Origin of the sequence: Paenibacillus sp. (genome assembly GCF_035645195.1) — a bacterium.
GTDB lineage: Bacteria > Bacillota > Bacilli > Paenibacillales > YIM-B00363 > Paenibacillus_AE.
Map to the genome: position 1 here is coordinate 37,084 of NZ_DASQNA010000010.1, position 12,103 is coordinate 49,186.

Consider the following 12,103-nt stretch of genomic DNA (forward strand, 5'->3'; position numbering starts at 1 on the left):
ACGTTACAGTGTACCCGAAAACCGGGATACATGAAACATTTCCCTTAGACGGTCGCTTCGACTTTGGCGGAGCGCAGCGGGAACGACACCTGCACCTTCGTGCCGACCCCCGGCGAGCTGACCACTTCGATCTCCCCTTCGAAATGATCGACCAGCTTCTTGACCATGAATAAGCCGATGCCCTGCCCGCCTCGTTCTTCGTTCATCTTCTCGTATTTCCGGAACAAGCGGGACACTTGCTCGCTTGTCATGCCGACGCCCTCGTCGCGTACGAAGACATGCAGCCGTTGGTTCCGCGCTTCGACCCGGCACTGCACGCGGCCGCCTTCATGGCTGTATTTAATCGCGTTGCTGACGAGGTTGGAGATAATTAGCTTAAAGCCGGTCGCGTTCGCGAGCAGCGTTTCTTTCCCGTCGAGCACCAGCTCGTAAGACAGCTCGATGTTTTGCGTCCGCGCTTTGATCTGCATCATCGCCATTACTTCTTCGAGCAGCATCCTCGGCAAAACGAGCCGCCGCCGCCACAGCGCCTCCGAGGACAGCATCTCTTCGGTATTAATGATGTGCGAAATTTCGTTGTCGATCAGGTCGACGTAGTCGATAATCGCCTTCAACCGCTCGCGGTCGCGGGGCGATTCGACGTTGTCGCTGACGAGCCTCGCGTACGCTTTGATCACCGTCAGCGGATTGCGGACCTCGTGCGACACGACATGCACGAAGTCGAGCTTTTGCTTATATAAATCCATCTCCGACTCCAATTCCGCCTGCGCGGACAACGTCGGAAACGTCGTATCGCGATGAAGCCGATGCCTGTACAAACTTGAGACGACGAGCGCATCATCAGTCATTAAATATTCATGCGTTTTCAACAGCTCGTTTTGGATCGCCGCCGGCACCCGGTTACCGTCATAGGCGCACACCGTCAAATATCCCGCCTCGTTCAGCGCCAGGTCCGCTTTGCATTCGTATTCGCGCAGCCCCTTCAAAACATCCTGCCCGTCTTTCCAATCGACATGACCCCATAACCGCAAATCGCTCTGGTTTCGAACGTGGGGCACGACCAAATCGTCCAAGTTTTCAAGAATGCGTTCGAAGTGGAAATCTTCATATGTACGGTAGAACATATTTCTATCGATCGGGTACAAAAACAGATCCAGCACGCGCGGCGAAATGTCCTTTTCCAAAACGCGCCGAACGCTGTCGCAAATCTCGGGCGTATCGATGAAGAGAACGATCTGTTCCAGCTCGATGCCCTTTCGAATGAAGGACGCCGCATTTTGCAAATACATTTCTTGACTAGTGTGGAAATATAGAATATGCGATCCCGAAGGGACCGTCAGTTTACTTGTTAGCGAAATGCCTTTTCTTGTGCCCATTGCGCTCCCCGCCCCCAAGCTGCTCCATTGTAGAAGGTTTTGTATAACCATTCTACCGTAATTTGGACAACTTGAATACAGGAAGAAATAAAAAAACGCCCCGACGTTGCCGTCGAGGCGCCCTTCGTTTATTACAGTTTTACAACGTTCTCGGCTTGCGGGCCGCGGTTGCCTTGTACGATGTTGAACTCTACGCGCTGGCCTTCGTCCAGGGACTTGTAGCCGTCGCCGACGATTGCGCTGAAGTGAACGAATACGTCGCTTCCGCCTTCAACCTCAATGAAGCCGTAGCCTTTTTCCGAGTTGAACCATTTAACCGTACCTGTTTGCATATAACGTACCTCCAAAATGTGTTTTACCCTTAGATCTATTTCCATACAGAAATAAAAAATCACATTCGATAAAAGGGTATCATTGTAGCAAAAATGATCCCTTCCTGAATGTGAGTTAAGGTCTCATGTTTGACAGTTCCAACTTTACCATAGTTCCACTGGAAAAGCAACTTCCAAATGATAACGTTTTTTTGAGCTAGCCGTTCTCGAGCCGTTTCATGAAATCCTCCGCCGCGCTGTACCCCTGTTGACGCAAATACCAGTTGTTCGCGGCCGCCTCGACGAGCCCCGCCACGTCCCGGCCCGGCTGCATATGGATTTCGATGTACGGGATTTTAACGTCCAAGTACTCGGAAAATTTAGGCTCCAATTCCAGCTCGTTGTTGAGGGCGTCGTGCTCCCACTTCTTGAGCTCGATGTCGAGCACGATCCGCGTCTCCTCTTGAAAGGCGCTTCTGCCGTACAGCCGGGAAACGTTGATGAGGCCGATGCTCCGCAGCGCGAGAAATTCCTTCGTCTTCCCGTTGTGCGTGCCCAAAATCGTCTCCGGATTGATCCGCTTCAGCACGACGAGGTCGTCGGCGACGAGACGATGCCCCCGCCGAATGAGCGTATGCGCCGTTTCGCTCTTGCCGACGCCCGACTTGCCGCGAAGCAAAATGCCGATGCCCGAGACGTTGACGCACACGCCGTGGATGGCGATTTCCTCCGCCAGCGCCTTCGCCAAGTAGCCGTCGAGCAGCTCCTGGAACTTCGTCGTCGCCGCCGGCGTGCGCAGCAGCGGGATGCCTTCCTCTTCGCAATACTTCTTCAAATATTTCAGTCCGTCCTGACTGCGCGTCACGATAAAGCAGGGCGGATGGTATTTGACGATGTTTCCGATATGATGATTGCGTTCTTCTTCGGTCAGCCGGTGCAAATACGTAATTTCCTTGCGCCCGAGCAGCTGCACGTGCGCTTGGGGGAAATAGTCGAAAAATCCGACGAATTCGAGCCCCGGCCGATGGACGCGAGACTTCGTGATTTCGCGGTGAAGCTCCGTCGCGCCTGCCAGCACTTCCAAGGAAAACCGATTCACCAGCTCTTGAACCGTAATCGATTTCAGCTTCGCCAACTCCCTTTGGAACCGATTTCTTCCTTTTTCCAAGGTACGCCGATTCCCGCCGTTCGTCAACACGTTCACAGAACCTTCGACATTGCCTCGGCCGCGGTTACGATTCCGGCGCCTTCATGGCGCGCGCGGCGTATAGGATCGGCGTCGACAGAAGCGTTACCGCGAGCTTGATCAAATAAGTCGTCAGCGCGATCTGCACCCACACGTCGAACGGGTAGCCTTCCTCTCCGAGGAAGGCGATCGAGCAAAACACGATCGTGTCGAGCAGCTGGCTGACCGCCGTGCTGCCGTTGTTGCGGATCCACAGCTGACCGGGCTTCGGGAACGCCTTCTTCAGCAGCGAGAAAATTTTCACGTCCAAGTACTGGCTGACCAGGTATGCAGTCACGCTGCCGAGCGCCAGACGCGGCAGCAGCCCGAACACCGTTTCGAGCGACGACTGGGCGAAATCGGCCTCCGCAGGCTCGAAGCGGAGCGCCATCTGCATCATGACCGTCGAAGCGAGCAGGGCGAAAAAGCCGGTCCACACCGCTCTTTTCGCGGCTTTCTCGCCATATTTTTCGTTCAGCAAATCCGTCGCGAGAAAAATCGTTCCGTAAATCGTGTTGCCGAGCGTCATAATGAGCCCGGCCAGCTCGATCATCTTGACGACCTGCACGTTCGCGAGCACCGTCGCGAGCGCGACCCAGGCGTATAGACCGGTTCGGCCGAACAACCGGTAACATAGCAGAAACAGGCCGAAATTGACCGCGGCGAACGCCGCTCCCCACAGCAGGTTGAACATCCTCCGTCATCCTCCCTAGTTTTGGTTACGCGGGATGGTTGCGAACCGCGGCGCCCGTCGGGCGCAGGTTCATTATAACGGAGGCGCGCGGCAGGGCGCCAGCGTTAGGTTTGAAGCGGCAGCCGGACGGTGAACGTCGTGCCGCGGCCGAGCTCGCTCTCGACGCGGACGGCGCCCTCCATTTCTTCCACCATGCGGTAGACGACCATCAAGCCGAGGCCGGTGCCCCGCGTCTTATTCGAATAGAACGCTTTGCCCAGCTTGTCTATCGTCTCCCTTTTCATGCCGCCCCCGGTATCGACGATGTCGATGCACGCCGCGCCGTCCTCGCGGCGAAGGCGGACGGAAACCGTCTTCTCGTCTTTCGCTTGCGCGGCCGCCTCGATGCCGTTCTTCACGATGTTGACGAGCACCTGGCTCAACTTCCCGGCGTCGCCGCGGACGACTAACGTCCGGTCGAGCTCGCCTGCGGCGAGCGTCACGTTATGCAGGATGGCATAGGACGACATCGTCAGCATGGCCGCCTTGATCGAGTCGGCGACGAGGACGGTTTCCGGCTGGCTCGGCTCCGGCCGGGCCAACGTCAAATAATCGTGGATGATCCGGTCCGCGCGATCAATCTCTTCCACCGCGATGCGGAGATACTCGTCCCGCTTATCGGGGGCGACGGCTTCGCCGCCCAACAGCTGAAGGAACCCTTTCACCGCCGTGAGCGGATTGCGCACCTCGTGCGCGATCGCCGCCGACAGCTGCCCGATCATGCCGATGCGCTCGGCGCCGATGACGACTTGCTCCAAGCGAAGCTTCTCTTGGAAACTCTCGATCACGAAGACGGCCAGGAACATCGTGATGCAGCGCAGCAAAGGAATGAGCAAGAAATAGAAATAGAAATGTTCCGTCAGCGTCGACAGAGGGTAAATCGATAAATGCAGCGCTATGCCGATAACGAATAAGAGCAGCAAGAATCCAACGGCGATCGAGATCCTGCGGGCGTACGAGCCCGCGCGGTATCGGCCGGTCAGCAGCCAGGCGAGCGCCGCCCCCGCGATCGTCACGCCGACGCCCGGGAGCACGGAGCCGCCGATGATCAACCGGTACGCGAGGGACACGCCCGCCGCGACGAGGCCCGGGATCGGGCCGCCGTAAAAGAAAGCGAGCGCGAGCGGAACGTGCCGGAAGTCGAAAATATGCCCCTCCATAATGTCGACCACGGGGAACGACATGCAAAGCACGATCGATACGCTGTACAGCGCCGCGATTTTCGCCGTTTGAAAGCCGGGAATCCCCCGTTTGTAGTTGTGCACGAACGGCTGTTGATAGAGCAGGATCGGGACGACGACGAATTGGATCTGCAACAACAACTGTGTGACGGCATCGTTGCCCATACGTTCACTCATTTCTATGTGGCGGATTCACTATAAAAAGTTACATTTACTATAACGCAATCTATGAAACGTTAACAACGATCACCGTCCGTCCTGTTCGTACATGCGCGCCACCCGCTCGGACGCTTCCCGCAGGCTGCGGCGCAGCTCAAGCGGCTCGACGACGCGGGCGTCCGGCCCGTATCCGAGGAAGAACGACGTCGCCCAAGGAAGATAGGAAGGCGGTATTGCGCGGTGCGCCTCGCCGCTCCCGTCCGGTCGCTCCATCAGCCCCTCCGACAGCCACGGATCTGCGGACGCGCGGCGCATGCCGGCTCGCGTCAGCTCGACGACGAGCGTCAGAGGTTGTCCGTCGTCCGGCTCGAAGGACGGACCCTCGAACGGCTCGGCGTCTTCCTCCCGCTCCGGCGGTTCGCCGCCTGCAGGAGACAGCGACAGCACCCGGTCTGCCCGAAACACGCGCCGCCCGCCGCTCCGATCACAGTACGCCTGCACGTACCATAACCCGTTCATCGCGTACACGCCGTCCGGCCGGATGCGGCGGACGGTCCGTTCGACGGCGCCGTCGTATTCGATCTCGACGACCGCCCGGTCGAGCGCCGCCTCGAGCAGCCCGCGAAGATGCGGCGCTTTGACTTCCCTGGGGGGCACCCAGAACGTCAGCCTCCGCTTCAGCCGGTCGATGCGCCGCCGCACGTCGCCCGGAAGGCGGGCGTAAAATTTCCGCAAGGCGGACGCCGTCTCCGCCTCGAACGGCAGCTCCGAGTAGCGCTGCAGCGATTGCCCGGCGAAGAAGAGCGCCGTCGCTTCGCTATCCGTGAAGTGGATCGGCGGAAGCATTTTATCGTTCAGCACGCGGTACCCGCCTGCCGCTCCGACCTCCGAGTAGAGCGGTACGCCGAGCTCCTCCAGCTCCCCCAGATCGCGCATGATCGTCCTGCGGGAGACGCCGAGCTCTTCCGACAGCTCGCGAATCGTGAAGCGGCGCTTTTCGTTCACGATCAACATGAGCTGAATCAATCGCTGCGCTTTGTGCATGGCGAGACCTCCTTTTTTTCATGATGCGCGATAATCATGACACAATCTGGCACTATTATGCCGTAACGTTGGCGGTGAATACCATTTCGATTTCGCAAAGGAGCGATGCACGCTATGTCGACAACGAAAGCCGTATCCCCGATCCTCCTCGAGCTTTGCCAATTCCGCCCCCATCCGGACCTGCCCGACGCCGAATTCCGCAGCGCGCTGCGCACATCCCGAACGTTCCTCGAGAACTGCCCCGGTTTCGCCGGAAGAACGCTGCTGTATTCGCCGTCGTCCATGCTGTGGACGGACGCCGTCCGGTGGACTTCGCCTGCCCTCGCGCAGGAAGCGTTCGTCCGAATGGCGGAAATTCCCGACCTGCGCCCGCTGACCGAGCAGCTCGTCGACGTGACGATGCAGCACGTGCCGCGCGTCGACGAGCTGACGATCGGCGCGTCGCCGGCTCCGCAGGACGGGTGCGTGTACGAGGTGCTGACGTATCGGCTGAAGCCCGGCGTCTCGGCCGGCGAATATCGCGCGGCGATGGCCGCGTTCGGCGAGGCGGTCGCCCCGCTGGACGGCTTCGTCGGGCGGGAAGCGTTCTACGGCGAAGAGAGCGGCCTCTGGGTGGAGCTGATCCGGTATGCGGACCAAGCGGCGGCCCTCCGGCTCGGCCCGATCGTCATGGAGCTGCCCGCGGCAGGACGGCTGTTCGACGCTATCGATCAAGACAGCGTCGGCATCCATTTCGGCTCGGAAGCTTCGCTATGAACGCAGCGCGGCCCGGCGAATCACTTCGCCGGGCCGCGTTCCGTTCATACCGGAGATTCTTCGTCGCCGTGCATTTCCTTCACGGCCTGCAGTTTGCCGAGCTCGAACAGACCGATCACCTCGGTGTACAGCATGTCCGTCCAGCCGGAGGTGACGAGACCGTCCTTCGTCCGGGCAACGTACGCCACAGACTCGATGCCTTCCTCTTCGATCGCGGACTGCAAATTTTCGACGAGGAACGTCGGGGTCACCGTCGTTTCCCCGCCGGCTTCCGCCGACGGTTCCTTTTTCTCGCTCATGTTCCGCCTCCTTCCTGCTTTGCCCATAGGTATTATGGTTGGACGAAGGCGGCCTTATACCGCGCGGCCCCGATTACCCGCCGAACGCGAGCTTCGCCGCCATGACGGCGCCCATGATCGCGACGGCCGGCAGCAAATTCGCCACCGCGATTTTTTTGATCTCGAGCAAATTGATGCCGATGCCGATGATGAGCACGCCGCCGACGGCGGACACCTCCGCGGTAACCGTCTCGATCGCCGCAGGATCGAACGCGCCCGCGACGCCGGCCGCTGCCAAAGCGATTAAGCCTTGGTACGCCAGCACCGGCGCCGCCGAAAACAGCACCCCCGCGCCGAGCGTCGATGCGAACACGATCGACAAAAATCCGTCCATAACGGACTTCGCGTACAGCACTTCGTGATCGTGGCGGACGCCGCTGTCGACCGCGCCGAGAATCGCCATCGCCCCGATGCAGTAAACGAGCGACGCCGTGACGAACGCTTTGCCGATCGGGGAACCGTCCCGGCGCGCCGGCACGATGCGCTCGAGCCAAGCGCCGGCCTGCTCGAAGCGCCGCTCGATCTGCAGCCATTCCCCGATGACGCCCCCCGCCGCGAGGCTGATCACCATCCAGACGTACTGCTCCGTCTTCATCGCCATCATGATGCCTAACACGCAAAGGGCGATCGCCATCCCCTGCACGGCCGTCCGCTGAAATTTCTCGTTCATTCTCGGCAGCAGCAGTCCTGCCGCCCCGCCCGCCACGATCGCTGCCGCGTTCACGAGGCTCCCCCATAAGATCATTTCGTCTTCCTCTTCTTTCCCGTAATGGCTTTCCCGCCGCTCTTGCGAAGCCGCCGTTACCTAGTGTAGTGCGTTTCGAGTCTCGGGGGAAGCCCTATTCGCCAAGAAGCTTTTAACCGATGCCGCCGCCGCCGCGCCTCCCCGGCCGCGGCTTCGACTTCGGCGCCCAGCCGACCTGTTCGTGCAGCGCTTCTTTCACCTCCGGCGGCAGCTCCCTCCAATGCATATCCAGCAAGGCGCCTTCCAGCGCATACAGCGCAATGATATTGGCCCCGGGCTCTCGTTCCCGAATGCGCCGGTACGCCTCGACCGACCCGATCCGCGCCAAATCCGCCAGCGTATGGATGCCGATGTCGGCCAGCCAACGTTCGCAGACCGCCCCGATGTTGCGTATGCGTATACCGTCCTTGCCGCGCATGCGTCCCGCTCCTTCCGTCCTACGATTTGTCCAACCCAATTGTATCTCATAACAGAGACAAGATTTGTCACTATTTATAAAAACAAATAGCCCTCGTCCGCGGACGGTCGAGGGCATGGCATTCGAGTTACCACGTCACTTCGATTTTGTGGTAATGCTCGTCGTAATCTTCGATGTGGAGCGAGCGGATTTGCCGGTCGTACATTTTGAAGTAGCCCCGAATAACCCCTTCGTTGAACGCTTTCGGCTGCCGCTTCGTATACAGCATAACGAAATGGCCGGGCTCGTACTTCAGATATTTAATCCGTTCGTGCTCAGGCGCGCCGACGATCGTCCGGTCGAACATGTTCGGATAATCTTCCAGCAGCTTTTCCAGCGTGTCGTACCCCTGTTCTTTCATGAACACGTCGCGCCCGGACAAAATGACGCGGATCCCGACGTCGCGAACGACCTGCGGACTCAGCTTGTCCGCGACGTCGTGCAGCATTTTCGTATACAGGTCCCAGGAATAATACGCTTCGGGGTCGACCTCTTCGATCAGCTTTTTGTACTCGGGGAACATCGCTTTCCCGGTCAGCAGCGAGCCGATGACGTTTTTCAAAAATACGCCTTTGAGCCGGGCGCCCGGCTGCGTCATCTCCCGTTTGTACGCCCGCACGTGTTCCACGACGATCCGCTCGAGCGCCTCGGCCGGCACCGGGCGGCTGAACAGAAAGCCTTGCGCTTCATCGCAGCCGAGCCGATGGAGCACTTCGAGCTGGCGCTCCGTCTCGACCCCTTCGGCGACGACCGTCAAATGCAGCGCATGCGCCAGCGTTAATATCGTGCCGACGATTTTCGCGTCGTTCGGCTGATCCGCGATGTCTTGGATGAACGACCGATCGATCTTCAGCTTTTGGATCGGAAATTTCTTCAGGTAATTTAGCGAGCTGTAGCCGATGCCGAAATCGTCGACGGAAATGACGACTCCGATGCCGTGCAGCTGCTGCAGCACCGCGACCGCGTGCTCGAAATCGGCGGCGACGCTTTCCGTAATCTCGATTTCGAGCAGATCGGGCCGGATGCCTGTCCGCCCGACTGCATCCTGCACCGCTTTCACGATTTGCCCCTCGTGGAACTGATTCGCCGACACGTTCACGCTGATCGGCACCGGCATTCCTTTGTCGCTCCACTTGCGGATTTGCAGGCACGCCTGTTCGACGACCCACGCGCCGATGTCGGCGATCAGCCCGGTCTTCTCCGCCAACGGGATGAACGCCGACGGCGGGAGTACCCCTTTGGCCGGATGGTCCCAGCGAATAAGCGCCTCGACGCCGGTCATCGTCCGGGAGGCGACGTCATATTTCGGCTGGAAGTATAGGACGAACTGCCGGCGATCGACCGCCTGCTTCAGCTCCTGCAGCAGCGCTGGGTCATCCGCATCCTCCAGCACAGCCGCGTTATAGTACTGGTACGGCGCGCCCTTCTCCTTCGCCGCGAACATCGCCCGGTCGGCGAGGTTGACGAGCACCCCGATATCGGAAGCGTCGTCGGGGTACACCGCGACGCCCATGCTGCCGCGCACCGGAATGCGGTCGTCCTGCACGACGAACGGTTCGTCGAACGCGTGCATAAGCTTGTGCACCCAATTCTCCAGCTGCTCGCGCTCCTGCACTCCCTCCAAGATGACCGTAAATTCGTCGCCGCCGACGCGGAACAAGTGCTGGTGCTCAGGGCCCGCCTGCTGCAGCCGCCCCGCGACTTCCTTCAGAAACAAGTCGCCGTTCGCGTGGCCGTACGTATCGTTGATGTGTTTGAATTTGTCCATATCCAAATAGATGACGGCGAAGCGGCGTTTTTTCTCCTCCGCGTTCAGCTTGAGACGCTGCAGCGTCTCTTTGAACATGCGCCGGTTCGGCAGCATCGTCAGCTCGTCGTGGAACGCCAAAAAATCGCTCCGCTGCCTCGCCAGCGCGCGCTCCGTAATATCGACCAATATCCCGTCGAGCCGGACGACGCGGCCGCCGTCGTCCTTGTAGGGGAATATTTTCGACTCCCCGTACCGAATTGGCCCGGCGCCGCGCGGCAGCTTCACCTCTGCGGCTATCGGCCGGCCCTCGAGCAGCTCGGCGAACCATTTGTCCGCCTCGCTTCCTTCTTCCGGAAAGATGACGTCCTTCCATATCTCCGGGTTTGCCAAGATGTCCTCCTTCCGCGCGCCGATCATGTCGGCGAACCGGTCGGAGACGAGCAGCATCGTCTGACCGAGCAAATCGAACGACCAGATGCCCACGTCCAAATTGTGCATGATCGTCTGCAACTGACTTTCCACCGTTTGGAGCTCGCGGCTCATTCGATCTTTCTTATGAATGTCGTGAAGCACCGCCATACGGGCGTCGCGGTCGCCGATGCGGATGGGGACGATCAATAAGGACGCATGCAGCCCGCTTCCGTCGAAGCGATCGAATGCCGCGTCGCGAATCAGGAACGGCGCGCTGCTGTCGATCGCGGCGGCGTAGCGGTCCGACCGGCCGGCGTTCAGCAGCTCCTCGGCGCTTCGGCCCAGCAATTCGTCCTTGGACGTCGCGCCGAACAGCTTTCTCGCCGACTCGTTCGCGTACAGCACGGCGCCCTCCCGATAGATGACGATGCCTTCGGGCACGCCCTCGAACGGCCGGGCGAAATCGTCGATTCCTTCGCCCGCGCCGTTCCGCGCCGCCTCGGCGGCGCCCGGGTCGCGCGGAAGCGCAAGCAGCGCCAGGAACAGGCCGACGAACGCCGCCGGCAAATGGATCGCAAGCTCCAACCACGCGTCAGCGGGCCGGAACGCCGTGTTCGTCGCCGCCGCCTGCACGAGCTCCGCCGCGATAAAGACGCCCGCAAACACGAGCAAGATTTTCAGCGCATGCTCCCTAAAATACGATGGACCGACCGAATTCGATTGCATGTCCTCCGCGCCCCATTCCGTCTGTCGAGTAGAAAATAAAAACCATCCCGGAGGGACGGTTTTCTCCCGGCATAGGGTTGCCGGGGCGGCTTGTAATTATTCGCCAAAACAGGATCGGGACGCCGTTATCGCTCTTCCTCCGGCTCCACGTCGATGACGCGCGCGGCGCGACCCGGGAGCCGGCGGCCGCAGGACGGGCAATATTTCGCGTCGGCCGGAGACGTTCGGCCGCAGGCGCAAACCGTCTCCTTCCGCAGCGTGCGCAGCCGGCGCTCGAAGTCGGCGATCTCCCGCTTCAGCTGCCGCACGGCGCGGCACCATTCCTCGACGCGCGCCTCCGCCAGCGCCGGCTGACCCGCCTCGCGCGCTTCGTACACTTCTTTCCCGATCATGGCCATGCATTTCTCGATTTCCCGGCGGCGCATGCCGATTTGACCGGCGATCTTCGTGAGCTCCATAGTCAGCTGCGCGGCGTCGGCCGCTTTCGACGCGCCGCGCTTCAGCTTGTGGATGAGTTTCAACGCGCTCCTCCTCCCTCCGCCGCGCGGCGGCCTTACCCGGCTACATCGGACGGCCCCCGCACTGCCGCACGATTTGGTCGGCGAAGCCCTTCACCATGCCGCAGGCGAGCAGCGGGGGCTTCTTCGAGCAGGTGAGGCGCAGCGTTCCTCCGCCGCGGTCCCAGGCGTAGCGGAAGCCTACGCTCACCCCTCCCCTGCGGATCGCGAACTCGCCGTTCGGCGCATCCGGAAGGGAGAACCCTTCCTTGCGGGCCAACGACTGGAGGGCCCGAAACACCTCCGGCGTAACACTCGTATAATTCCAAGGCTGGCAAGCTGCCAACGTCGCTCCCCCTCCGATTCCGTTGTACTACAGTGTATTAACGCGGGC

Annotated in this window: 13 protein-coding genes; 1 reads left to right on the forward strand and 12 read right to left on the reverse strand. The window is 60.3% G+C overall.

Going from position 1 to position 12,103, the window contains the following annotated elements; all coding sequences use genetic code 11:
- Nucleotides 1–44: 44 nt before the first annotated feature.
- The 6 genes from VE009_RS04520 to VE009_RS04545 all read right to left on the reverse strand — a co-directional run bounded on the left by VE009_RS04520 (nt 45) and on the right by VE009_RS04545 (nt 6,029).
- A complete protein-coding gene (locus VE009_RS04520; RefSeq protein ID WP_325006215.1) occupies nt 45–1,376 on the reverse strand; it encodes an ATP-binding protein in 1,332 nt (443 codons plus the stop codon).
- Between the two features lie 131 nt (nt 1,377–1,507).
- Nucleotides 1,508–1,708: a cold-shock protein CspD gene (cspD, locus tag VE009_RS04525; RefSeq protein ID WP_325006216.1), complete on the reverse strand. Its 201-nt coding sequence runs from the start codon at nt 1,706–1,708 to the stop codon at nt 1,508–1,510.
- 196 nt (nt 1,709–1,904) lie between these two features.
- On the reverse strand, nt 1,905–2,813 hold the full coding sequence (gene hprK / locus VE009_RS04530; protein ID WP_325006355.1) for an HPr(Ser) kinase/phosphatase: 909 nt from the start codon (nt 2,811–2,813) through the stop codon (nt 1,905–1,907).
- 106 nt (nt 2,814–2,919) lie between these two features.
- Nucleotides 2,920–3,606, reverse strand: coding sequence for a queuosine precursor transporter (locus tag VE009_RS04535; RefSeq protein WP_325006217.1), 687 nt, complete (start codon nt 3,604–3,606; stop codon nt 2,920–2,922).
- 104 nt (nt 3,607–3,710) lie between these two features.
- Nucleotides 3,711–4,991, reverse strand: coding sequence for an ATP-binding protein (locus VE009_RS04540; RefSeq protein WP_325006218.1), 1,281 nt, complete (start codon nt 4,989–4,991; stop codon nt 3,711–3,713).
- 81 nt (nt 4,992–5,072) lie between these two features.
- Nucleotides 5,073–6,029, reverse strand: coding sequence for a YafY family protein (locus VE009_RS04545; RefSeq protein WP_325006219.1), 957 nt, complete (start codon nt 6,027–6,029; stop codon nt 5,073–5,075).
- A 114-nt stretch (nt 6,030–6,143) separates the two neighbouring features.
- On the opposite strand from VE009_RS04545, the gene VE009_RS04550 reads away from it, so the two are divergent.
- Entirely contained in the window at nt 6,144–6,785 is a 642-nt protein-coding gene (locus tag VE009_RS04550; protein ID WP_325006220.1) for a hypothetical protein, read from the forward strand.
- 44 nt (nt 6,786–6,829) lie between these two features.
- Here the strand turns inward: VE009_RS04550 and VE009_RS04555 are convergent, their stop codons facing one another.
- The 6 genes from VE009_RS04555 to VE009_RS04580 form a co-directional block, all read right to left on the reverse strand.
- A complete protein-coding gene (locus VE009_RS04555) occupies nt 6,830–7,084 on the reverse strand; it encodes a hypothetical protein (protein WP_325006221.1) in 255 nt (84 codons plus the stop codon).
- 73 nt (nt 7,085–7,157) lie between these two features.
- Entirely contained in the window at nt 7,158–7,868 is a 711-nt protein-coding gene (locus VE009_RS04560) for a DUF554 domain-containing protein (protein ID WP_325006222.1), read from the reverse strand.
- A gap of 112 nt (nt 7,869–7,980) precedes the next feature.
- On the reverse strand, nt 7,981–8,286 hold the full coding sequence (locus VE009_RS04565; protein ID WP_325006223.1) for a TfoX/Sxy family protein: 306 nt from the start codon (nt 8,284–8,286) through the stop codon (nt 7,981–7,983).
- Nucleotides 8,287–8,413: 127 nt separating this feature from the next.
- Nucleotides 8,414–11,212 (reverse strand): putative bifunctional diguanylate cyclase/phosphodiesterase, encoded by a 2,799-nt coding sequence (locus tag VE009_RS04570; protein WP_325006224.1) that lies wholly within the window; start codon nt 11,210–11,212, stop codon nt 8,414–8,416.
- A gap of 125 nt (nt 11,213–11,337) precedes the next feature.
- On the reverse strand, nt 11,338–11,733 hold the full coding sequence (locus VE009_RS04575) for a zinc ribbon domain-containing protein (protein ID WP_325006225.1): 396 nt from the start codon (nt 11,731–11,733) through the stop codon (nt 11,338–11,340).
- Nucleotides 11,734–11,773: 40 nt separating this feature from the next.
- Nucleotides 11,774–12,055 (reverse strand): hypothetical protein, encoded by a 282-nt coding sequence (locus tag VE009_RS04580; protein WP_325006226.1) that lies wholly within the window; start codon nt 12,053–12,055, stop codon nt 11,774–11,776.
- Nucleotides 12,056–12,103 lie beyond the last annotated feature (48 nt).

What these genes read in the sequence shown, in the direction of transcription:
- cspD (WP_325006216.1), bottom strand. Translation starts at nt 1,708, where the DNA reads ATGCAAACAGGTACGGTTAAATGGTTCAACTCGGAAAAAGGCTACGGC.
- VE009_RS04560 (WP_325006222.1), bottom strand. Translation starts at nt 7,868, where the DNA reads ATGATCTTATGGGGGAGCCTCGTGAACGCGGCAGCGATCGTGGCGGGC.
- VE009_RS04565 (WP_325006223.1), bottom strand. Translation starts at nt 8,286, where the DNA reads ATGCGCGGCAAGGACGGTATACGCATACGCAACATCGGGGCGGTCTGC.
- VE009_RS04570 (WP_325006224.1), bottom strand. Translation starts at nt 11,212, where the DNA reads ATGCAATCGAATTCGGTCGGTCCATCGTATTTTAGGGAGCATGCGCTG.
- VE009_RS04535 (WP_325006217.1), bottom strand. Translation starts at nt 3,606, where the DNA reads ATGTTCAACCTGCTGTGGGGAGCGGCGTTCGCCGCGGTCAATTTCGGC.
- VE009_RS04545 (WP_325006219.1), bottom strand. Translation starts at nt 6,029, where the DNA reads ATGCACAAAGCGCAGCGATTGATTCAGCTCATGTTGATCGTGAACGAA.
- VE009_RS04555 (WP_325006221.1), bottom strand. Translation starts at nt 7,084, where the DNA reads ATGAGCGAGAAAAAGGAACCGTCGGCGGAAGCCGGCGGGGAAACGACG.
- VE009_RS04540 (WP_325006218.1), bottom strand. Translation starts at nt 4,991, where the DNA reads ATGGGCAACGATGCCGTCACACAGTTGTTGTTGCAGATCCAATTCGTC.
- VE009_RS04520 (WP_325006215.1), bottom strand. Translation starts at nt 1,376, where the DNA reads ATGGGCACAAGAAAAGGCATTTCGCTAACAAGTAAACTGACGGTCCCT.
- VE009_RS04550 (WP_325006220.1), top strand. Translation starts at nt 6,144, where the DNA reads ATGTCGACAACGAAAGCCGTATCCCCGATCCTCCTCGAGCTTTGCCAA.